This window comes from Burkholderia sp. Bp9099, assembly GCF_003857805.1.
Taxonomy (GTDB): domain Bacteria; phylum Pseudomonadota; class Gammaproteobacteria; order Burkholderiales; family Burkholderiaceae; genus Burkholderia.
Genome location: NZ_QTPU01000006.1, coordinates 261847 through 283247, shown reverse-complemented (window position 1 = coordinate 283247; position 21401 = coordinate 261847). Strand labels below are relative to the sequence as shown.

Sequence of the window (21401 nt, the reverse complement as noted above, 5' to 3'; positions counted from 1 at the left end):
TCAGGTGTGTAAGCGCAGTAATGCGTTCAGCTAACTGATACTAATTGCCCGTAAGGCTTGATCCTATAACAAGTCTGCCTTGTAGATCGGCGCCGTGCGACAGCACCGGCCGCAAGATCCAGAGCGACAAGTTGGATTCTCGTGTGTGATACACACAACTCAAAATTACTGCTTCTTCCCAGATTGGTCGCGTTGCGAAGCAACGTGACAACCCTCTTTGCCTGATGACCATAGCGAGTCGGTCCCACCCCTTCCCATCCCGAACAGGACCGTGAAACGACTCTACGCCGATGATAGTGCGGATTCCCGTGTGAAAGTAGGTAATCGTCAGGCTCCCTAAGCCAGAAACCCCCGCCCGAAAAGGCGGGGGTTTTTGCATTTGCGGCAAAGAAATACGCGATCTCAGGCCGTCGAATCTCTCCCGTTTTTTGCTCAAGCCGCAACGCATATCCACTTTCCATCCTCCAGGACCATTCGCCCGCCTGTTCGCTTCTATCTTCGGTCAATAATCGACTCGCGCGAACTCGGCGAAGCCGCTGGCCTGGCACCATTCATACCCGCTCCACATCGTCGCACCGACTTTTCAAAGTTCGTCCCGTATCGATATTCGCCATCCGCCGCCTCCGCTTTTTAGCCAAATAGGCCGGAAACTCGTGCGAAATGACGCCTTATTCGGCGTGGCCACGTAGAATTTGCGAATCTCCACCCCAGTAGCATCCAGAACGATGAACGCCGCCACTCAGATAGCTCGGGCCGTATGCCCGCACGATTGTCCGGACACGTGCGCAATGCGTGTGACCGTCGAAAACGGTCGGGCGATCAAGGTCGCGGGCGATCCCGACCATCCGCCGACGCAAGGCGTGCTGTGTACGAAAGTCAGCCGATACGCCGACCGCGTTCATCATCCCGACCGACTCACTGTTCCCCTCAAGCGCGTGGGCGCGAAGGGGGAGGGGCGCTTCGTGCCGATCAGCTGGAGCGAAGCATTCGACGAGATCGGTCGTCGTCTCGGCGAAATCGCCGCGCGCGCGCCGGAGGCGATCCTGCCGTACAGCTACGCGGGAACGATGGGGCTCGTGCAGGGCGAAGGCATCGCCCAGCGGTTCTTCCATAAACTCGGTGCGTCCCGGCTCGAGCGGGCCATCTGCGCGGCGGCCGGCGCAGCAGGGCTGCGCTATACGTATGGCGGAAGCGTCGGCATGCATCTCGAGCATTTCGAGGAAAGCGAGTTGATCCTGATCTGGGGCGCCAACCCGATCGCCTCCAGCCTGCATTTCTGGACCCGTGCGCAGGAAGCCAAGCGTCGCGGCGCCCGTCTCGTCGCAATCGATCCCTACCGCTCGCTGACGGCAGAGAAATGCCATCAGCACATCGCATTGAAACCGGGCACCGACGGAGCGTTCGCACTCGGCATGATGCATGTACTGATCACCGAGGATCTGCTCGATCACGACTACATCGCACGCCATACGCTCGGCTTCGATGCGCTCAAGGCGCGAGCCCTGTCCTATCCGCCGGAGCGTGTCGCGCAAATCTGCGGCATCGAGGCGTCGGAACTGATCGAACTCGCACGTCGTTACGGCGCGACCCGCAAGGCATCGATCCGCCTCAATTACGGCATGCAGCGCGTGCGCGGGGGCGGCAACGCCGTGCGCGCGATTGCGAGCCTGCCTGCGCTGACGGGCGCGTGGCGCGACCGGGCCGGCGGGCTGCTGCTGTCGTCGTCGGAATCTGCACCGGTCAATCAGGCGGCGCTGCTGCGCCCCGATCTGATGCCCGGCTGGCCGCAGAAACTGCCGCGCATCATCAACATGAATGCCATCGGCGATGCACTGCTGCATCCGGGCGACGCGACTTTCGGGCCGAAGGTCGAAGCAGTGATCGTCTACAACTCGAATCCGGTTGCGGTTGCCCCCGACTCGTCGAAAGTCGCCGCCGGGTTCGCGCGCGAAGACCTGTTCACGGTCGTTCTCGAGCACTTCAAGACAGATACCGTCGACTTCGCCGACATTGTGTTGCCGGCCACGACGCAGCTCGAGCATCTCGACGTCCACAAGTCGTACGGCCACACCTATGTGATGGCGAATCTGCCGGCGATTCCGCCGGTCGGCGACGCACGACCGAACACCGAAATCTTTCGCGGCATTGCGCGCAGCATGGGGCTGGACGAGCCCGCGCTTTATCACAGCGACGAAGAGGTCGCGCAGGCGGCGCTTCGCTGGGACGATCCGGCACTCGACAGCGACTGGGAGACGTTGAAGCGTGCCGGCTGGCTGAAGCTCAAGGTTGCGGACGCGCCTTTCGCGAATGGCGGCTTTCGCACACCGTCCGGCAAATGCGAATTCTACAGCGCGCGACTCGAGCAGATGGGCATGGACCCGGTGCCCGATTACCTGCCGCCGTTCGAATCGGCGGAGGCGGCGCCTGAACTCGCCGCCCGCTACCCGCTCGCGATGATTTCGCCGCCGGCCCGGCACTTCCTGAACAGCACGTTCGTGAACGTGGACAGCCTGCGCAGCACGGAAGGCCAGCCGCATCTCGATATTCACCCGGCCGACGCCGATGCGCGCGGCATCGCGGAGGGCGACGTCGTACGCATATTCAACGACCGCGGATCGATGCAGGCGGTCGCAAGAGTGACTGATCGCGCGCGGGCGGGGCTCGTCGTCGGACTGTCGATCTGGTGGAAGAAATTGTCGGCGGACGGTCGGAACACGAACGAAGTGACGAGTCAGGCGCTGACCGACCTCGGCAACTCGGCGACCTTTTACGATTGTTTGGTGGAAGTTGAGCGGACTTGACGGAACTTCCAGATATGATCGGACGAATGCGTTCGAAAGTTCGAAGTGGACATCTAACCCTGTTGTCTCAGGACGGGCGAGCCGCTACGATGCGTTTTAGCACGACCATTCGAAAATCAGTGAGGAGACGCGCGGTATGGATAAAATTTGGCTGAAATCGTACCCACCCGGCGTTCCAGCCGAAATCGACGCGTCTCCATATCCTTCCGTCCCGGATCTCCTCGACGAGAGCTTCAGGCAGTATCGCGACCGCAAGGCGTTCGTCTGCATGGGCAAGAGCATCACGTACGGCGAACTCGATGCACTGTCACGCCGGTTCGGCGCGTGGCTGCAGTCGCGTGGCCTGAAGCGCGGCGCACGCGTCGCGCTCATGATGCCGAACGTGCTGCAGTACCCGGTGGCGATCGTTGCCGTGCTCCGCGCGGGCTACACCGTCGTCAACGTCAACCCGCTCTATACGCCGCGCGAGCTCGAACATCAGCTGAAGGACAGCGGGGCCGAGGCGATCGTCATTCTCGAGAATTTCGCGTCGACGTTGCAGGCCGTTATCGCCAATACCGACGTCAAGCATGTCGTGGTCGCGTCGATGGGCGACCTGCTGGGCATCAAGGGCTGGCTCGTCAATTACGTCGTACGCAACGTGAAGAAGATGGTGCCGGCCTGGCAGCTCCCGTCGTTCACGCGCTTCAAGGCCGCGCTGTCCGAAGGGGCGCGGCAGACCTTCAAGCCGCCGAAGATCGGCCCAGACGACGTCGCGTTCCTCCAGTACACGGGCGGTACGACGGGTGTCGCGAAGGGCGCGACGCTGCTGCACCGGAACATCGTGTCGAACGTGCTGCAGGCCGGCGCCTGGCACCATCCCGCGCACGCGAAGTACCCGGAGGTGAAGCAATTCGTGACGGTAGTCGCGCTGCCGCTCTATCACGTGTTCGCGCTGACGGTCTGCGGCTTCCTGACGATGCGCACGGGCGGCATGGGCATCCTGATTCCGAATCCGCGCGACATCGGCGGCATGATCAAGGAACTGAAGGGATACCAGATTTCGACGATTCCCGCCGTCAACACGCTGTACAACGCAATGCTGAACCATCCCGAATTCAACCAGCTCGACCTGTCGAAGCTCGTGATCGCCAACGGCGGTGGCATGGCGATCCAGGAAGGCGTCGCGAAGCGCTGGTACGAGAAGACCCAAACGGCGATCATCGAAGGGTACGGCCTGTCCGAAACGTCGCCGGTCGCGACCTGCAACCCCGTGACGGCGACCGAGTACAGCGGGACGATCGGCCTGCCGCTGCCGTCGACCGAAATTGCCATCCGCGACGACGCCGGCAACGACGTCGCGCTCGGCGAGCCGGGCGAGATCTGCATCCGCGGGCCGCAGGTCATGGCCGGCTACTGGAACCGCCCGGAAGAAACCGCGAAGGTCATGTTCGCGGACGGTTTCTTCAAGACCGGTGACGTCGGCGTGATGGACGCGCGCGGTTACGTGAAAATCGTCGACCGGAAGAAGGACATGATCCTGGTATCCGGTTTCAACGTGTATCCGAACGAGGTCGAGGACGTGGTGGCGTCGCACCCGGGCGTGTTCGAGGTGGCGGCGGTCGGCGTGCCAGACGAGCATTCGGGCGAAGCCGTGAAGCTGTTCGTCGTGAAGAAGGATCCGGCGCTGACCGACAAGGACATCCTCGCGTACTGCAAGGAGCGGCTCACCGGTTACAAGCGGCCGAAACTCGTCGAGTTCCGCACGGAGCTGCCGAAGACGAACGTCGGCAAGATCCTGCGGCGCGAGCTGCGCGACGGACGCGCGTAACACTCAAGTCGAACGAAGGAGCCCGGTCTGTGCCGGGCTCTTTTGTTTGTGGTGCGGCATCAGGGCTGCCGCGCCATATCGGAACGGCGCGCGTTCGTCCGGGCGCGCCGCGGCGGGCGGAGCGCCCCGGTCGGGCCGCCCGCCGCCGATTCGATTCGAACGGGGCGGCACTTCGCTGCACGCCGGAGTCGGCAAATGGTGGCGTTCGTGTCGAGTCAGCGTCGCGAACGATTCGTCGCCAAGAGCGCGTGACCCGGCGATCATTCCGCGCACACCGCACACCGCACACCGCACACCGCACACCGCTTCGCAGCCCCAAAAGAAAAGGCGCCCGAAGGCGCCTTCAAGATGCTGCGGCTTGTCAGGCAAGCTGATTAGAACTTGTGACGGATACCGACACGCGCCGCGACCTGGTTGCTGGTCGTCGACGGATCGAGACCGTTGATCGAAGCATGTGCCTGAACGACGTTGCCTGCCGAGTCGAGCGTGTTGCCCGATGCATGCTGGTACACGCCGATCACGTAGACGTCCGTGCGCTTCGACAGGAAGTAGTCGACGCCCAGCGAGCCCTGGTGGTACTTGGCTGCCGAGTTGCCGTCGATCTTGCTGCCTTGCGTGTAGTCGTACGCCGCACCGACGATCAATGCCGGGGTCAACTGATACTTGAAGTTGATTTCGCCGTTGTTGAAGGTCGCGGTCTGGTTCACGAACGGACCGACCGAGAAGCCCTTGAACTTCGTGTTCGAGTACGTCGCGCCGATCGTCGCTGCGCCGAACGTGTATGCGCCGCCCGCACCGATGACCTGGTACGTGTTCGCGCTGTTCGCATACGCGCCGTAGACCGGCGACGACACGGCCGTCGCCGCAGCCGACGCGCCCGTATTGAACATGCCGCCGAAGTTCGCCGGCGTACGTGCGTTCAAGTAGCCGACACCCAACACCAGCGGGCCGTTGTTGTAACCGGCGCCGAGCGACCAGACCTGGTTCTTCGAGAACTGGCCGGCTTGACCGCCGAAGCTGTACAGGCCGCCGAACGAGAAGCCGCCGTAGGTCGGGCTCGTGTACTTGACCGCGTTGTTCACACGGTAAGCGTTGTTGAAGTTGTCGAGGTCGCCCGGGTGAGCGGCGATGTAGCCGCCCCACTGGTCGCCTGCCTCGAGCGGGCCGACGAAGTCGACGACGGAGTCGTACTGGCGACCCAGCGTGACCGTACCGTACTGGCTCGACAGGCCGACGTAAGCCTGGCGGCCGAACATCAGGCCGCCCTGGCCGAGCTTGCCGGAGTTGACGTCAAAACCGTTCTCGAGCACGAAGATTGCCTTCAGGCCGCTGCCCAGATCTTCGGTGCCGCGCAGGCCGAAGCGGCTGCCTTGCATCACGCCGCTTGCCAGGCCGTACAGGTGGCCGCCCTTGGCGTTGTTGTTGAAGATGAAGCCTTCATCGATGATGCCGTAAAGCGTCACGCTGCTTTGCGCATGTGCAGCGCCAGCAAACGCGCCCAGCGCGACGAGCGCGAGAAGCGACTTTTTCATTAACGGATCTCCAAGAATCACTGAATTTTTTTGGCGGGGCGGATAGTTATGGTGTGTTGACGGGCCCCATCAACTTCGCAAGAAGTCGCACGTAATGTAGCAAAGCCGATTTTTCCGACAAAGCGAAATGCCGTGGCTCAAGGTTCCCATGTTTCCTTTATGCAACAATGGTTAAAATCACGGGTTAACCGCAATTTCCGCTGAATAATCAAGTCGGTTACGTAGCGGAGCACGTGCCGTTGCCGCCCGCGGCAGCGCACGCAGCCAGGAGAACAGGATGGTGTTGGACGAACTGATCAGCGAATTCGATCGCGGCCTGCGATCGCTGACCGGCATTAGCCGGATGAGCCGCCCAGTGCCCGCGCCGGCGGAGCCGCCGGCCGGCGAACTGACCCCCGCGGAGCGCACGCATGCCGCAGGGCTGATGCGCGTGAACCACGTCGGCGAGGTCTGTGCGCAGGCGCTTTATCAGGCGCAGAAGCTGACCGCGCGCTCGTCGTCGTCGAAGGCGATGTTCGAGGAAGCCGCGCGCGAGGAGGAAGATCATCTCGCGTGGACCGCGCACCGGCTGAAGGAACTCGATTCGCGTCCGAGCCTGCTCAACCCGCTGTGGTACGCCGGCGCGCTCGCGATCGGTGTCGTCGCCGGCACGCTGGGCGACAAGGTCAGCCTCGGCTTCATGGCGGAGACGGAGCGTCAGGTCGAGAGCCACCTCGACGGGCACCTGTCCGAGCTGCCGGCGACCGACACGGCGTCGCGCGCGATCGTCGAGCAGATGCGGCTCGACGAGGTGAAGCACGGCAAGGCCGCGACCGATGCCGGCGGGATCGAACTGCCGCTGCCCGCACGGATGCTGATGCGCGCCGCGTCGAAAGTCATGACGAGCACTGCATACTATCTGTGACATTCGGAGGTGGGCGGCGCATGACGCCGCCCACCTCCGTCACCCATCGATACCGCCCGTTTTTTCCGCGTTTTCCCGCCCCCGAAAGCCCCGTCCGCACGCCAGTCTGGCCCGCCTTTCTCACGTATCACCTTCACAAGTTGCACTAGCTCATTCATTTATAACGGTTTTTGGTATGAGGGGCCGCATGAGCATGTGCGCGTAAGTCCTTGTTCTAACTAACAAAATTCGTCAAAAAACCGGGCCGCTCCCTTGACCGTGCCAAACCCTTCCTCTAAAGTGGGAGACAGTGTGAGAAAGTGTATTTTTGTGTGATTTGGCGGGCTATTCGGGCTAAATTCTTGAGCGTTGAGCGGGTGCTTCGGTGCCCTGAACGGGAGAGCGGAAAGTGTTCCAAGGGGCGTCGGCGCTGACGCTCGATGCGAAAGGGCGGATGTCGGTGCCGGCTCGCTATCGCGAAGCGCTGCAAGGACAGGCAGAAGGACGGGTGACTGTGACCAAGCACCCGGACGGCTGCCTGTTGCTGTTTCCGCGCCCCGAATGGGAGGTATTCCGCGCCAAGATCGCCGCGCTGCCGATGGATGCACATTGGTGGCGGCGGATCTTTCTCGGCAATGCAATGGATGTCGATCTCGACAGCGCGGGCCGGATTCTCGTATCGCCCGAGCTGCGGATGGCGGCCGGACTGGAAAAGGAAGTCATGTTGTTGGGAATGGGTAGTCACTTCGAGCTGTGGGATTCGCAGACCTACATCGCGAAGGAGCAGGCAGCGATGGCGCAGGGCATGCCCGACGCGCTGAAGAATTTCACGTTCTGATTGCGGTGACGGAGACGCCCGCGATGGGAAACGAATTGCAGCATCGGACCGTGCTTCTGGACGAAGCGGTCGATTCGCTCGTGACGCGGCCGGACGGCATTTATGTCGACGGTACGTTCGGGCGCGGCGGTCACAGCCGCGCGGTGCTCGCGCGGCTGGCGGCGGCCGGCCGGCTGATCGCGTTCGACAAGGATCCGAGGGCGATCGAGACGGCGCAGCGCATCGAGGATGCGCGCTTCTCGATCGTGCATGACAGCTTTGCATCGATGCGCGACGCGCTTGCGGCGCGCGGCGTCGAGAAGGTGTCGGGTGTGTTGCTGGACCTGGGCGTGTCCTCGCCGCAGGTGGACGATCCGGCGCGCGGCTTCAGCTTTCGCGCGGATGGCCCGCTGGACATGCGAATGGATCCGACGCGCGGCGAGTCGGCGGCCGAGTGGCTCGCGCGGGCTTCGGTGCAGGAATTGACGGAGGTGATACGGGATTATGGGGAAGAACGGTTTGCTTTTCAGATTGCAAAGGCGCTTGTTGCTCGCCGGGCAGAGTCCGACCGTCTTGGGCCTCTCGACACCACGGGCGAGCTTGCCCAAATCGTGGGTAACGTCGTCAAAACCCGTGAGAAGGGCAAGGATCCGGCAACCCGCACCTTTCAGGCTATACGGATTCACGTCAATCAAGAGCTTGCGGACCTGCAAGTCGTACTAGACACGGCATTGTCGTTGCTGGAGCAAGGGGGGCGGCTGGTGGTCATCAGCTTTCATTCACTCGAGGACCGGATCGTCAAGCGATTCATGCAGGCGCACGCGAGCGCGCCTGCGGTCGATCGTCGCCTGCCGATCCGCGCCGTCGACCTCCCGAGCCCGCCGCTCAAGATCATCAGCCGCCAGTTTCCGAGCGAAGCGGAAGTTGCCGCGAATCCGCGCGCCCGGTCGGCCGTGATGCGCATCGCGGAGCGCGTCACGCCATGAGCCGCTTCAATATCTTCCTGCTGATCATCGTGATGGGCTGCGCGCTGTCGGTCGTCAATTCGACGAACCAGCAGCGCCAGATCTTCATCCAGCTGCAGCGTGCGCAGTCGCAGGAGCGTCAGCTCCAGCAGGACTACGCGCAGCTTCAATATCAGCAGAGCGCGCTGTCGAAGACGTCGCGTATCGAGCAACTCGCGAACGATTCGCTGAAGATGCAGGCGATCACGACGGGTCGCACCCAATACCTGACGCTGCCGCCGGGCGCCGTGAAGGCGATCGACGCACCGATTCCGGCTTCGGCCGAGACGGCCGCCAAGGGCGGGGGAGGCGCGCGATGAAGCCGGCACAAAAGCGCCAGGACGTGAAATTCTCGTCGAGCCCCGTGCTCGGCGTGCACCTGCCGATGTGGCGCTCGAAATTCGTCGTGTTCCTGCTGTTCATGGCGTTCGTCGCACTGGCCGCGCGGGCGTTCTGGATCCAGGGGCCCGGCAACGCGTTCTATCAGAAGCAGGGCGAAAGCCGCTACCAGCGCACGATCGAGCTGCCGGCCACGCGCGGCAAGATCCTCGACCGTAACGGGCTCGTGCTCGCGACGAGCCTGCCCGTGCGCGCGATCTGGGCGATTCCGGATGCCGTGCCGGACGATCTCGGCGCGGACAAGGTCAATCAGCTCGGCAAGCTCCTCGGCATGACGCCGAAGGAACTGCGCGTGAAGCTGTCGGAAGACAAGGGATTCGTCTACGTGAAGCGCCAGGTGCCGATCGACATCGCGGACAAGGTCGCCGCGCTCGACATCCCCGGCGTCTATCAGCGCAACGAATACAAGCGTTTCTATCCGGAAGGCGAGATCACTGCTCACCTGATCGGCTTCACGAACGTCGAGGACGAAGGGCAGGAAGGCGTCGAGCTCGGCGACCAGAAGATGCTGTCCGGCACGTCCGGCGTGCGCCGCGTGATCAAGGACCGGATGGGGCACATCGTCGAGGACGTCGCCGAGCAGATCCCGCCGCACAACGGGACGGACGTCGACCTGTCGATCGACAGCAAGATCCAGTACATCGCGTATGCGAACCTGAAGGCCGCCGTCGAGAAGTTCAAGGCGAAGGCCGGCGCGGCGATGGTGGTCGACGTGCGTACCGGCGAGGTGCTCGCGCTCGTCAACTACCCGACCTACAACCCGAACGACCGTTCGCGCATGACGGGCGAGCAGTTGCGCAACCGGATCATGACCGACGTGTTCGAGCCGGGCTCGATCATGAAGCCGTTTACGGTGTCGCTCGCGCTCGACCTGCACCGCGTGACGCCGAACACGCTCGTCGAAACGGGCAACGGGCATTTCGTGCTCGATGGCGCGCCGATCACCGACGACGCGGGTTTCGGCACGCTGACGGTCGGCGGCGTGATCCAGAAGTCGAGCAACATCGGCGCGACGAAGATCGCGATGACGATGCGGCCCGAGGAAATGTGGAATATGTATACGAGCATCGGCCTCGGTCAGGCGCCGAAGGTCGGGTTCCCGGGCGCGGTGGCCGGCCGCCTGCGTCCGTGGAAGAACTGGCGGCGCATCGAGCAGGCGACGATGTCGTACGGCTACGGCCTGTCGGTGTCGCTGTTCCAGCTCGCACGCGCCTACACGGCGATCGCGCACGACGGCGAGCTGATGCCCGTGACCATTTTCAAGACCGACCCCAATCAGCCGATCGTGGGCACGCAGGTGTTCAACCCGACCACCGCGCGCGAAGTGCGCGCGATGCTCGAGACGGTGGTCGCGCCGGGCGGCACGTCGCCGGATGCGGCCGTGCCGGGTTATCGGGTCGGCGGCAAGAGCGGTACCGCGTACAAGCATGAGGGTCACGGCTACACGCGCAAGTACCGCGCGTCGTTCGTCGGGATGGCGCCGATGCCGAATCCGCGCGTCGTGATCGCGGTGTCGGTCGACGAGCCGACCGCCGGCAGCCACTTCGGCGGCCAGGTGTCGGGCCCCGTATTCTCGGCGATCGCGGGCGACACGATGCGTGCGCTGAACGTGCCGCCGAACATGCCGATCAAGCAACTGGTCGTGTCCGACGACACGCCGGGCACGCCCGCCAAGACGGGCCCGCAAAAGCTCGCCGCCGGCGGCAGTGCGAAGCATATGATCGTATCCAGCACGACACGTAATTCACCAGGAGTTGTTCGATGAGCGCCGCTCGCAGTTCCCATCCGGCGCATCAGCAGATCGCGGCCGCGCTTGCGTGGCTGCGCCAGCATGTGGCCCCCGCGGCGCAACTGCATGCCGACACGCGCAGCCTGCAGGCAGGCGACGTGTTTCTCGGCTATGCGGTCGACGGGGCAGACAATCGCGCCTTCATTGCCGAGGCCGTCTCCCGCGGTGCGGCCGCCGTGCTGTATCAGCCGGAAGGCCTTGCAGCCGCGCCGGTCGCACCCGTCGCACTCGCGGTGCCGGCGCTCGACCAGCTGGCCGGTGAGATCGCCAGCGGCTGGTACGGCGACCCGAGCGACAGTCTGCTCGCCATCGGCGTGACCGGCACCAACGGCAAGACGTCGTGCACGCACTGGATCGCGGCCGCGCTGACGGCGCTGCACCAGCCGTGCGCGCTGATCGGCACGCTCGGCAGCGGCATGCCGGGGCAGCTGGTGCCGACCGGCTTCACGACGCCGGACGCGCCGCAGCTGCAGCGCAGCCTCGCGCAACTGCACGACGCGGGCGCAAAGGCCGTCGCGATGGAAGTGTCATCGCACGCGCTGCACCAGGGCCGCGTGAACGGCACGGCATTCGACATCGCCGTGTTCACGAACCTCACGCAGGATCACCTCGACTATCACGGCACGTTCGATGCGTACGAAGCCTCGAAGTCGAAGCTGTTCGCATGGCGTGGCCTGCGCGCGGCGGTCGTCAATCGCGACGACGCAGCCGGCCGCCGCCTGCTCGAGAAGCTGGCCGGCCGCGTGCGCACGATCGCCTACGGGATCGGCGACGTGCACGCAGCCGACGCCGATCGCGAGCTGGTCGCGCTCGACGTGCGCGCGACCGCCACGGGCACGGCATTCCGCCTGCGCTCGTCGTGGGGCGACGCGGACATCGAGGTCGGCACGCTCGGCACCTTCAACGTCAGCAACCTGCTCGCGGTGCTCGGCTCGCTGCTCGCGGCCGACTTGCCGTTCGACGCGGCGGTCGCGGAAATTGCGCGGCTCGAGTCCGTCAACGGCCGCATGCAGCGCCTTGGCGGCCGGCTGGCGAACGATGAACCGCTGGTCGTGATCGACTATGCACATACGCCCGACGCGCTCGAGAAGACGCTCGACGCGTTGCGCCCGATCGCGGCGGCGCGCGGCGGACGGCTCGTCTGCATGTTCGGCTGCGGCGGCGATCGCGATGCGACCAAGCGTCCGCTGATGGGCGCGATCGCCGAGCGGCTCGCCGACGAAGTCGTCGTCACGAGCGACAACCCGCGCAGCGAGGATCCGCAGCGCATCATCGACCAGGTCATCGCGGGCATGACCGCGCCCGATCGCGCACGCCGCATCGAGGATCGCGCGAGCGCGATCCTGCAGGCCGTGCGCGGCGCCGCCCGCGAGGATGTCGTCGTGCTGGCCGGCAAGGGGCACGAGGCAACGCAGGAAATCATGGGCAAGAAGCGCACGTTCTCCGATCAGGATCACGCGCGGCTCGCACTCGCGGCACGCGCGACGCATGGCAAGGGAGGCGGCGAATGACGATGCTCAGTCTGGGCGAAGCCGCCCGCCTGATTCCCGGCGCCACCGTCCACGGCGATCCGGACACCACGTTCGAGCGCGTGTCGACGGACAGCCGCACGGTCGGCCCTGGCGACCTGTTCGTCGCGCTGAAGGGCGAGCGCTTCGACGCGCACGACTTCCTCGGCGACGTGGCCGCGTGCGGCGCGTCGGCGGCGCTCGTCGCACACGTGCCGGCGGGTCTCGCGATGCCGGCGATCGAAGGCGGCGAAACGCGTGCCGCGCTCGGCGCGCTCGCGCACGGCTGGCGCAAACGATTCGCGCTGCCGCTCGTCGCGGTGACGGGCAGCAACGGCAAGACGACCGTCAAGGAAATGATCGCGTCGATCTTCGCCGCGGCGGTCGGTACCGACGCGCGGCTCGCGACGGCCGGCAACCTGAACAACGACGTCGGGCTGCCGCTGACGTTGCTGCGCCTGTCGACCGCGCATCGCCTCGCAGTGATCGAGATCGGCATGAACCACCCGGGCGAGACCGAAGTTCTGGCGCGCCTCACCGCGCCCACGGTCGCGCTCGTCAACAACGCGCAGCGCGAACACCAGGAATTCATGGCGACGGTCGAAGCCGTCGCGCTCGAACACGCGGCCGTGATCCACGCGCTGCCGCCGGACGGCGTCGCGGTGTTCCCGGCCGACGATGCGTACGCGGGCATCTGGCGCGTCGCGGCGACCGGCAACCGGATCCTCGATTTCGCACTGCACGACGCCGAACGGCAGAACGATGCGCAGGTCGTCGGTCGCCTTCACGGCGGCGAACTCGCGATCGACACGCCGGCGGGCGCCGTCACGGTGCGGTTGCGTGCGCTCGGCGAGCACAACGCGCGCAACGCGCTGGCCGCGACGGCCGCGGCGCTGGGCGCGGGTGTCGAACTGTCGGCGATCAAGCAGGGCCTCGAGTCGTTCGAACCGGTCAAGGGCCGGCTCCAGGTGAAGCAGGCGATCGCCGGCAGCCTCGCGGGCGCGACGGTCGTCGACGATACGTACAACGCGAACCCCGATTCGATGCGTGCGGCGATCGACGTGCTTGCTGCCCATCCGGCGCCGCGCGTGCTGGTGATCGGCGACATGGGTGAAGTCGGCGACGAAGGCCCGGCGTTTCACCGGGAGATCGGTGCGTATGCGCGCGAGCGCGGCATCGATGCGCTGTTCGCGCTCGGCGATGCGTCGCGCGATGCGTGCACGGCGTACGGCGAGACGGCCCGCCACTTCGGCGACGTCGGCGCGCTGGTGACGGCGCTGCTCGCGGCGGGCTATGGCGCGCGGGCGACGGTGCTCGTGAAGGGCTCGCGGTACATGAAGATGGAGCGCGTGGTCGACGCGCTGACGAACCAACCCGCGGCGGGCACGGTGCCCGCTGCACACTGAGTAGAAGGAAGGAAGCATGCTGCTGGCGCTGGCGCAATGGCTGCAGGGAGACGCAAGCTTTTTGCGCTTGTTCACGTACCTGACGTTCCGCGCGGTGATGGCTACCATCACCGCGCTCGGTATCGGGCTCGTGTGCGGACCGTGGGTGATCCGCAAGCTGACGCAAATGAAGGTCGGGCAGGCCGTGCGCAAGGACGGCCCGCAAAGCCATCTCGTCAAGTCCGGCACGCCGACGATGGGCGGCGTGCTGATCCTGATCGGCATCGCGGTCGCGACGCTGCTGTGGGGCGACCTGACGAACCGTTTCATCTGGATCGTGATGCTCGTCACGTTCGGCTTCGGCGTGATTGGCTGGGTCGACGACTACCGCAAGGTCGTCTACAAGGACCCGCGCGGGATGTCGTCGCGCGAAAAGTATTTCTGGCAGTCGGTGATCGGGCTGTTCGCGGCGGTCTACCTCGCATTCAGCGTGTCCGAGGCGAACAACGTGCGCGTGTTCGACCTGTTCATGGCGTGGGTGAGGAGCGGCCTGTCGATGGGGCTGCCGGCGCGGGCCGACCTGATGCTGCCGTTCCTGAAGTCGATCAGCTATCCGCTGGGCGTCTGGGGCTTCATCGTGCTGACGTATTTCGTGATCGTCGGCGCGAGCAACGCGGTGAACCTGACCGACGGCCTCGACGGGCTCGTGATCATGCCGGTCGTGCTGGTCGGCGGGTCGCTCGGCGTGTTCGCGTACGTGATGGGCAGCTCGGTCTATTCGAAATACCTGCTGTTCCCGCACATCCCGGGCGCCGGTGAACTGCTGATCTTCTGTTCTGCGATGGGCGGGGCAGGGCTCGCGTTCCTCTGGTACAACACGCACCCCGCGCAGGTGTTCATGGGAGACGTCGGCGCGCTGGCGCTCGGCGGCGCGCTCGGCACGGTCGCGGTGATCGTGCGCCAGGAAATCGTGCTGTTCATCATGGGCGGCATCTTCGTCGCGGAAACGCTGTCGGTGATGCTGCAGGTGTCGTGGTTCAAGTACACGAAGAAGCGCTACGGCGAAGGGCGGCGCCTGCTGAAGATGGCGCCGCTGCATCACCATTTCGAATTGTCCGGCTGGAAGGAAACGCAGGTGGTGGTGCGTTTCTGGATCATCACGCTGATGCTGTGCCTGTTCGGTCTGTCCACCCTCAAGCTGCGGTAAAGGAAAGGTAACAAGGATGTCTGGCGAGATGTTTGGAGATCGGCAGCGGCCGATGGTGCTCGTACTGGGGCTCGGTGAATCGGGTCTCGCGATCGCGCGGTGGTGCGCGAGGCACGGGTGCCGGCTGCGTATTGCCGATACCCGCGAGGCGCCGCCGAACCTTGCCGCGCTGCAGGCCGAAGGCATCGATGCGGAGTTCGTCGGCGGGCCGTTCACGCCCGCGCTGCTCGACGGCGGCGTCGAGATCGTCGGGCTGAGCCCCGGCCTGTCGCCGCTCGAACCTGCGCTGGCGGCGCTGATCGCGGCCGCGAACGAGCGCGCGATCGCGGTCTGGGGCGAACTGGAATTCTTCGCGCAGGCGCTGCGCGCGCTCGGCACGAGCGGCTACCAGCCGAAGGTGCTCGCGATCACCGGCACCAACGGCAAGACCACGACGACGAGCCTGACGGGCCTGCTGTGCCGGCGTTCGGGCAAGAAGGTCGCCGTCGCCGGCAACATCAGCCCGGCGATGCTCGACCGGCTCGCGGGCGCGATCGACGAGACGGCGCTGCCCGACGTCTGGGTGCTCGAACTGTCGAGCTTCCAGCTCGAGACGGCGCGCACGTTCGCGCCCGACGCGGCCGCGATTCTCAACATCACGCAGGATCACCTCGACTGGCACGGCAGCTTCGACGCGTATGCGGCCGCGAAGGGCCGGATCTTCGGCGCGACGACCACGCGCGTGCTCAACCGCGACGATGCGGCCGTGATGAAGTTCGCGCCGGCCGCCGGCGCGGCCGATGCGGCGCGCACGGTCACGTTCGGGCTGAACGAGCCGGTGCAGGACGGCGACTACGGGCTGTCGCGCGATAACGGTATCGCGTGGCTGGTCGAAGCGGTCGACCGCGACGCGCCGGACGAAACGACGACGACCCGCCGGCGCAAGCGCGACGGCGCGCATACGCCCGACATCGCGCAGAAGCGCCTGATGCCGGTCGACGCGCTGCGCATCCGCGGGCTGCACAACGCGGCGAACGCGCTGGCCGCGTTCGCGCTCGCGCGTGCGATCGACTTGGCCGCAGCGCCGCTGCTGCACGCGCTGCGCGAATACCGCGGCGAGGCGCATCGCGTCGAAGTGATCGCGACGATCGACGACGTGGACTACGTCGACGACAGCAAGGGAACGAACGTCGGCGCGACGGTGGCCGCGCTCGACGGGCTCGCGCAGAAGATCGTGCTGATCGCCGGCGGCGACGGCAAGGGGCAGGATTTCGCGCCGCTGGTCGCGCCGGTCGCGCGCTGGTGTCGTGCGGTGATGCTGATCGGCCGCGACGCGCCGGCGATTCGCGACACGCTCGCCGAAACCGGCGTGCCGCTCGCGGACCACGCGACGCTCGAAGGCGCGGTGCGTGCCGCCGCCGAGCTCGCCGAGCCGGGCGATGCGGTGCTGCTGTCGCCCGCGTGCGCGAGCCTCGACATGTTCAGGAACTACGCCCATCGCGCGGAGGTGTTCCGCGCGGCGGTGGATGAAGTCGCCATCGACAAAGGAGCGACGCCATGAGCTGGTCCGATCGCCTCGTCTCCCGTTTCAACGACCGGCGCGACACCGGCGGCAATGCCGCCGGCGGTCGCGTCGCGTCCGCCACGCGCGCTGCGACCGGCGGCCTCGCGAGCGTCGTCAACGGCGTGCGGCCGAGCCGCTCGCGGATGCTCGACTTCGACTACTCGCTGCTGTGGGTCGCGATCGCGCTGCTCGGGCTCGGCGTCGTGATGGTGTATTCGGCGTCGATCGCGATGCCCGATTCGCCGAAATACGCGTCGTATCACGATTACGCGTTCCTGATGCGCCACTGCGTGTCGCTCGTCGTTGCGTTCATCGCGGCGGTGATCGCGTTCCGCGTGCCGGTGTCGACCTGGGACAAATACGCGCCGCATCTCTTCCTGATCGCGCTGGTCGGCCTCGTGATCGTGCTGATCCCGCACGTCGGCAAGGGCGTGAACGGCGCGCGCCGCTGGATTCCGCTCGGCATCACGAACATGCAGCCGTCGGAAATCATGAAGCTCGCGGTGACGATCTACGCGGCGAACTACACGGTGCGCAAGCAGGAGTACATGCAGAGCTTCGCGAAAGGCTTTCTGCCGATGGCGTTCGCGGTCGGTCTCGTCGGCGCGCTGCTGCTGCTCGAGCCGGACATGGGCGCGTTCATGGTGGTCGCCGCGATCGCGATGGGCGTGCTGTTCCTCGGCGGCGTGAACGGCAAGCTGTTCGGCGGCCTGGTCGCGACGGCGGTCGGCACCTTCACGATGCTCGTATGGCTGTCGCCGTGGCGCCGCGAGCGGATCTTCGCGTATCTCGATCCGTGGGACGAACGCTATGCGCAGGGCAAGGCGTACCAGCTCACGCATTCGCTGATCGCGTTCGGCCGCGGCGAGTGGTTCGGCGTCGGCCTCGGCGGTAGCGTCGAGAAGCTGAACTACCTGCCCGAAGCGCATACCGACTTCATCCTCGCGGTGATCGGCGAGGAACTCGGCTTCGTCGGCGTGATGGTCGTGATCCTGCTGTTCTACTGGATCGTGCGCCGCGCGTTCGAGATCGGCCGCCAGGCGCTCGCGCTCGATCGCACGTTCGCGGGCCTGACGGCGAAGGGCATCGGTATCTGGTTCGGCGCGCAGACGTTCATCAACATGGGCGTGAACCTCGGCCTGCTGCCGACCAAGGGCCTGACGCTGCCGCTCGTGAGCTATGGCGGTTCGGGCATCCTGCTGAACTGTGTCGCGCTCGCGGTGCTGCTGCGGGTCGATTATGAAAATCGCGTCCTGATGCGGGGAGGGAAGGTATGACCGCGTCGCGACGCACGCTGATGGTGATGGCAGGCGGCACCGGGGGCCACGTGTTCCCGGGGCTCGCGGTCGCGCACCGGATGGAAGCGGCGGGCTGGCGCGTCGTGTGGCTCGGCAATCCGGCCGGGATGGAAGCGACGCTCGTGCCGAAGCACGGCATTCCGATGGAATACGTGCGCTTCGGCGGACTGCGCGGCAAGGGCCTGAAGACCAAGCTGACGCTGCCGTTCAACCTGCTGCGCGCATGCTGGCAGAGCCTCGGCGCGCTGCGCCGCGTGCGGCCGGACGTCGTGCTCGGGATGGGGGGCTACATCACGTTCCCGGCGGGCGTGATGGCCGCGCTGTCGGGTCGTCCGCTCGTGCTGCACGAACAGAATTCGATCGCGGGCCTGACCAACAAGGTGCTCGCGAAACTGGCCAAACGCGTGCTCGTCGCGTTTCCCGGCGCGCTGCCGCACGCGGAATGGACGGGCAACCCGATTCGTGCGGAACTTGCGCACACGGAACCGCCCAAAGCACGCTATGCGTCGCGCAGCGGCCCGCTGAACGTGCTGGTCGTCGGTGGCAGCCTCGGTGCGGCCGCGCTGAACGAAGTCGTGCCGCGCGCGCTGGCGCTGCTGAGGCCGGACGAGCGCCCGCGCGTCGTGCACCAGGCCGGCGCGAAGCACATCGACGCGCTGAAGGCGAATTACGAAGCGGCCGGTTTCGCGGCCGGCGAAGACGTGCGGCTCGTGCCGTTCATCGACGACATGGCGAGCGCGTACGCGGCGGCGGATCTCGTGATCTGCCGTTCCGGCGCGATGACGGTGTCGGAGATCGCGGCGGTGGGCGTGGCGGCGCTGTTCGTGCCGTTCCCGTACGCGGTCGACGACCACCAGACGACCAACGCCGCGTTCCTCGCCGATGCGGGCGCGGCCGTGCTGGTGCAACAACGCGACCTGTCGGCGGAACTGCTCGCCGACTGGCTGCGCGGCCAGTCGCGGGCGTCGCTCGCGGACATGGCGGAGCGTTCGCGCTCGCTGGCGAAGCCCGAGGCCACCGACGAAGTCGCGCGTGTCTGCGCGAAGGCGGCCGGCGCGAACCTGGAAAAACTGCAATGAAACACATCGTCAAACACATTCATTTCGTCGGGATCGGCGGCGCGGGCATGAGCGGCATCGCCGAAGTGCTCGTCAACCTCGGCTACGAGGTCAGCGGCTCCGACCTGTCGCGCAACGCGGTGACCGACCGTCTCGAGGCGCTCGGCGCGCGGATCGCGATCGGCCACGACGCGGCGAACATCGAGGGCGCGAACGCGGTCGTCGTATCGACGGCCGTGCGCTCGGACAACCCCGAGGTGCTGGCCGCGCGTAGCCAGCGCGTGCCGATCGTGCAGCGCGCGGTGATGCTCGCGGAACTGATGCGCCTGAAGCAGGGCATCGCGATCGCCGGCACGCACGGCAAGACCACGACGACGAGCCTCGTCGCGAGCGTGCTCGCGGCAGGCGGCCTCGACCCGACCTTCGTGATCGGCGGCCGGCTGATCAGCGCCGGCGCGAACGCGCGGCTCGGCACGGGCGACTTCATCGTCGCCGAGGCCGACGAGTCGGACGCGTCGTTCCTGAACCTGTATCCGGTGATCGAAGTCATCACGAACATCGACGCCGATCACATGGACACTTACGGCCACGATTTCGCGCGGCTCAAGCAGGCGTTCATCGAGTTCACGCAGCGCCTGCCGTTCTACGGCAGCGCGGTGGTGTGCGTCGACGATCCGAACGTGCGGCAGATCATCCCGTTCATCTCGAAGCCGGTCGTGCGCTACGGGCTGTCGCCGGACGCGCAGGTGCGCGCGGAAGACATCGACGCGCGCGACGGCCGCATGCACTTCACGGTGATCCGCGAAGGCCGTGCGCCGCTCGCGGTGGTGCTGAACCTGCCGGGCCTGCACAACGTGCAGAACGCGCTCGCGGCGATCGCGATCGCGACCGATCTCGGCGTGGCGGACGACGCGATCCAGCTGGCGCTCGCGGAATTCAACGGCGTCGGCCGGCGCTTCCAGCGCTACGGCGAGGTGCCGAGCGCGGACGGCGGCCAGTACACGCTGATCGACGATTACGGCCACCACCCGGTCGAGATGGCCGCGACGATCGCGGCCGCGCGCGGCGCGTTCCCGGGCCGCCGCCTCGTGCTGGCGTTCCAGCCGCACCGCTACACGCGCACGCGCGACTGCTTCGACGATTTCGTCAACGTACTGTCGACGGTCGACGCGCTGGTGCTGACGGAAGTTTATGCCGCGGGCGAAGCGGCGATCGCGACGGCCAACGGCGATGCGCTGTCGCGTGCGCTGCGCGCGGTGGGGAAGGTTGACCCGGTGTTCGTCGCGACGGTCGACGACGTGCCGGATGCATTGGCGAAGGTCGCGCAGAACGGCGACGTGGTGATCACGATGGGCGCGGGTTCGATCGGCGGCGTGCCGGCGAAGCTCGTGCAACATACTCAACAGAAGGCATGACATGAGCGGGATCGATCCGAAACGTTTCGGCAAGGTGGCGGTGTTGTTCGGCGGCGAATCCGCCGAGCGCGAGGTGTCGCTCACCTCGGGCCGCCTCGTGCTGCAGGGCCTGCGCGACGCGGGCGTCGACGCGCATCCGTTCGACCCGGCCGAGCGGCCGCTGTCGGCGCTGAAGGACGAAGGCTTCGTGCGCGCGTTCAACGCGCTGCACGGCGGCTACGGCGAGAACGGCCAGATCCAGGGCGCACTCGATTTCTACGGGATCCGCTACACGGGCAGCGGCGTGCTCGGCTCGGCGCTCGGCCTCGACAAGTTCCGCACGAAGCTCGTGTGGCAGCAGACGGGCGTGCCGACGCCGCCGTTCGAGACGGTGATGCGCGGCGACGACTACGCGGCGCGCGCGGCGGACATCGTCGCGAAGCTCGGCCTGCCGCTGTTCGTGAAGCCGGCGAGCGAAGGCTCGAGCGTCGCGGTGCTGAAGGTGAAGACGGCCGACGCGTTGCCCGCCGCACTGTCGGAAGCGGCGACGCACGACAAGATCGTGATCGTCGAGAAGAGCATCGAAGGCGGCGGCGAATACACCGCGTGCATCGCCGGCGATCTCGACCTGCCGCTGATCAAGATCGTGCCGGCCGGCGAGTTCTACGACTACCACGCGAAGTATGTCGCCGACGACACGCAATACCTGATTCCGTGCGGGCTGCCCGCCGAACAGGAAGCGGAACTGAAGCGCATCGCGCGCCGCGCGTTCGACGTGCTCGGCTGCACCGACTGGGGCCGGGCGGACTTCATGCTCGACGCCGCCGGCAACGCGTATTTCCTGGAAGTGAACACGGCCCCCGGGATGACCGACCACTCGCTGCCGCCGAAGGCCGCGCGCTCGATCGGCATCAGCTATTCGGAGCTGGTCGTGAAGGTGCTGTCGCTTACGCTCAACGACTGACGCAGGAAC

At 66.0% G+C, this 21401-nt stretch carries 16 protein-coding genes and 1 rRNA gene; 16 read left to right on the top strand and 1 reads right to left on the bottom strand.

The genetic code is table 11. The features are described from left to right. The first annotated feature begins 220 nt into the window (after positions 1-220). The 3 genes from rrf to DIE17_RS09110 all read left to right on the top strand — a co-directional run bounded on the left by rrf (position 221) and on the right by DIE17_RS09110 (position 4611). Positions 221-333, top strand: a 5S ribosomal RNA gene (gene rrf, locus DIE17_RS09120). A gap of 392 nt (positions 334-725) precedes the next feature. After that, on the top strand, positions 726-2801 hold the full coding sequence (locus DIE17_RS09115) for a molybdopterin-dependent oxidoreductase (protein ID WP_124520035.1): 2076 nt from the start codon (positions 726-728) through the stop codon (positions 2799-2801). 136 nt (positions 2802-2937) lie between these two features. Next, entirely contained in the window at positions 2938-4611 is a 1674-nt protein-coding gene (locus tag DIE17_RS09110; RefSeq protein ID WP_124520033.1) for a long-chain fatty acid--CoA ligase, read from the top strand. 374 nt (positions 4612-4985) lie between these two features. Here the strand turns inward: DIE17_RS09110 and DIE17_RS09105 are convergent, their stop codons facing one another. After that, entirely contained in the window at positions 4986-6143 is a 1158-nt protein-coding gene (locus DIE17_RS09105; RefSeq protein ID WP_044844243.1) for a porin, read from the bottom strand. Positions 6144-6420: 277 nt separating this feature from the next. Between DIE17_RS09105 and coq7 the strand changes: the two genes are divergently transcribed. The 13 genes from coq7 to DIE17_RS09040 all read left to right on the top strand — a co-directional run bounded on the left by coq7 (position 6421) and on the right by DIE17_RS09040 (position 21392). Further along, a complete protein-coding gene (gene coq7, locus DIE17_RS09100; protein WP_059608158.1) occupies positions 6421-7047 on the top strand; it encodes a 2-polyprenyl-3-methyl-6-methoxy-1,4-benzoquinone monooxygenase in 627 nt (208 codons plus the stop codon). Between the two features lie 388 nt (positions 7048-7435). Next, on the top strand, positions 7436-7864 hold the full coding sequence (gene mraZ / locus DIE17_RS09095) for a division/cell wall cluster transcriptional repressor MraZ (protein WP_006400450.1): 429 nt from the start codon (positions 7436-7438) through the stop codon (positions 7862-7864). A gap of 23 nt (positions 7865-7887) precedes the next feature. Continuing rightward, a complete protein-coding gene (gene rsmH, locus DIE17_RS09090) occupies positions 7888-8829 on the top strand; it encodes a 16S rRNA (cytosine(1402)-N(4))-methyltransferase RsmH (protein WP_124520031.1) in 942 nt (313 codons plus the stop codon). Continuing rightward, complete coding sequence (gene ftsL / locus DIE17_RS09085; protein WP_044844241.1) at positions 8826-9167, top strand: cell division protein FtsL; 342 nt, start codon at positions 8826-8828, stop codon at positions 9165-9167. The genes rsmH and ftsL overlap by 4 nt, the downstream gene beginning before the upstream one ends. Further along, positions 9164-11011 carry a penicillin-binding protein 2 gene (locus tag DIE17_RS09080; RefSeq protein WP_124520029.1) on the top strand — a complete coding sequence of 616 codons (1848 nt, stop codon included), beginning with the start codon at positions 9164-9166 and terminating at the stop codon, positions 11009-11011. Before ftsL ends, DIE17_RS09080 begins: the two co-directional genes overlap by 4 nt. Next, the gene (locus DIE17_RS09075) at positions 11008-12546 is read left to right on the top strand and encodes a UDP-N-acetylmuramoyl-L-alanyl-D-glutamate--2,6-diaminopimelate ligase (protein WP_124520027.1); all 1539 of its coding nucleotides are present in this window, start codon (positions 11008-11010) and stop codon (positions 12544-12546) included. Before DIE17_RS09080 ends, DIE17_RS09075 begins: the two co-directional genes overlap by 4 nt. Beyond that, on the top strand, positions 12543-13949 hold the full coding sequence (gene murF, locus DIE17_RS09070; RefSeq protein ID WP_124520025.1) for a UDP-N-acetylmuramoyl-tripeptide--D-alanyl-D-alanine ligase: 1407 nt from the start codon (positions 12543-12545) through the stop codon (positions 13947-13949). Before DIE17_RS09075 ends, murF begins: the two co-directional genes overlap by 4 nt. 16 nt (positions 13950-13965) lie before the next feature. Then, positions 13966-15135, top strand: coding sequence for a phospho-N-acetylmuramoyl-pentapeptide-transferase (gene mraY, locus DIE17_RS09065; protein WP_006752439.1), 1170 nt, complete (start codon positions 13966-13968; stop codon positions 15133-15135). Between the two features lie 28 nt (positions 15136-15163). After that, positions 15164-16675 carry a UDP-N-acetylmuramoyl-L-alanine--D-glutamate ligase gene (murD, locus tag DIE17_RS09060; protein ID WP_044844237.1) on the top strand — a complete coding sequence of 504 codons (1512 nt, stop codon included), beginning with the start codon at positions 15164-15166 and terminating at the stop codon, positions 16673-16675. Next, positions 16672-17955 (top strand): putative lipid II flippase FtsW, encoded by a 1284-nt coding sequence (gene ftsW / locus DIE17_RS09055; protein WP_044844236.1) that lies wholly within the window; start codon positions 16672-16674, stop codon positions 17953-17955. The genes murD and ftsW overlap by 4 nt, the downstream gene beginning before the upstream one ends. Beyond that, complete coding sequence (gene murG / locus DIE17_RS09050) at positions 17952-19055, top strand: undecaprenyldiphospho-muramoylpentapeptide beta-N-acetylglucosaminyltransferase (protein ID WP_124520023.1); 1104 nt, start codon at positions 17952-17954, stop codon at positions 19053-19055. Before ftsW ends, murG begins: the two co-directional genes overlap by 4 nt. After that, positions 19052-20449, top strand: a complete 1398-nt coding sequence (gene murC / locus DIE17_RS09045; RefSeq protein WP_044844234.1) for a UDP-N-acetylmuramate--L-alanine ligase — start codon at positions 19052-19054, stop codon at positions 20447-20449. Before murG ends, murC begins: the two co-directional genes overlap by 4 nt. Position 20450: 1 nt before the next feature. Next, positions 20451-21392: a D-alanine--D-alanine ligase gene (locus DIE17_RS09040; protein WP_059535171.1), complete on the top strand. Its 942-nt coding sequence runs from the start codon at positions 20451-20453 to the stop codon at positions 21390-21392. Positions 21393-21401 lie beyond the last annotated feature (9 nt).

Bases quoted from the DNA above. Each gene is read 5' to 3' on its own strand.
- murG (WP_124520023.1), top strand. From the start codon at position 17,952: ATGACCGCGTCGCGACGCACGCTGATGGTGATGGCAGGCGGCACCGGG.
- murD (WP_044844237.1), top strand. From the start codon at position 15,164: ATGTTTGGAGATCGGCAGCGGCCGATGGTGCTCGTACTGGGGCTCGGT.
- DIE17_RS09040 (WP_059535171.1), top strand. From the start codon at position 20,451: ATGAGCGGGATCGATCCGAAACGTTTCGGCAAGGTGGCGGTGTTGTTC.
- coq7 (WP_059608158.1), top strand. From the start codon at position 6,421: ATGGTGTTGGACGAACTGATCAGCGAATTCGATCGCGGCCTGCGATCG.
- ftsW (WP_044844236.1), top strand. From the start codon at position 16,672: ATGAGCTGGTCCGATCGCCTCGTCTCCCGTTTCAACGACCGGCGCGAC.
- murC (WP_044844234.1), top strand. From the start codon at position 19,052: ATGAAACACATCGTCAAACACATTCATTTCGTCGGGATCGGCGGCGCG.
- DIE17_RS09080 (WP_124520029.1), top strand. From the start codon at position 9,164: ATGAAGCCGGCACAAAAGCGCCAGGACGTGAAATTCTCGTCGAGCCCC.
- ftsL (WP_044844241.1), top strand. From the start codon at position 8,826: ATGAGCCGCTTCAATATCTTCCTGCTGATCATCGTGATGGGCTGCGCG.
- murF (WP_124520025.1), top strand. From the start codon at position 12,543: ATGACGATGCTCAGTCTGGGCGAAGCCGCCCGCCTGATTCCCGGCGCC.
- DIE17_RS09115 (WP_124520035.1), top strand. From the start codon at position 726: ATGAACGCCGCCACTCAGATAGCTCGGGCCGTATGCCCGCACGATTGT.
- DIE17_RS09105 (WP_044844243.1), bottom strand. From the start codon at position 6,143: ATGAAAAAGTCGCTTCTCGCGCTCGTCGCGCTGGGCGCGTTTGCTGGC.
- mraY (WP_006752439.1), top strand. From the start codon at position 13,966: ATGCTGCTGGCGCTGGCGCAATGGCTGCAGGGAGACGCAAGCTTTTTG.
- DIE17_RS09110 (WP_124520033.1), top strand. From the start codon at position 2,938: ATGGATAAAATTTGGCTGAAATCGTACCCACCCGGCGTTCCAGCCGAA.
- rsmH (WP_124520031.1), top strand. From the start codon at position 7,888: ATGGGAAACGAATTGCAGCATCGGACCGTGCTTCTGGACGAAGCGGTC.
- DIE17_RS09075 (WP_124520027.1), top strand. From the start codon at position 11,008: ATGAGCGCCGCTCGCAGTTCCCATCCGGCGCATCAGCAGATCGCGGCC.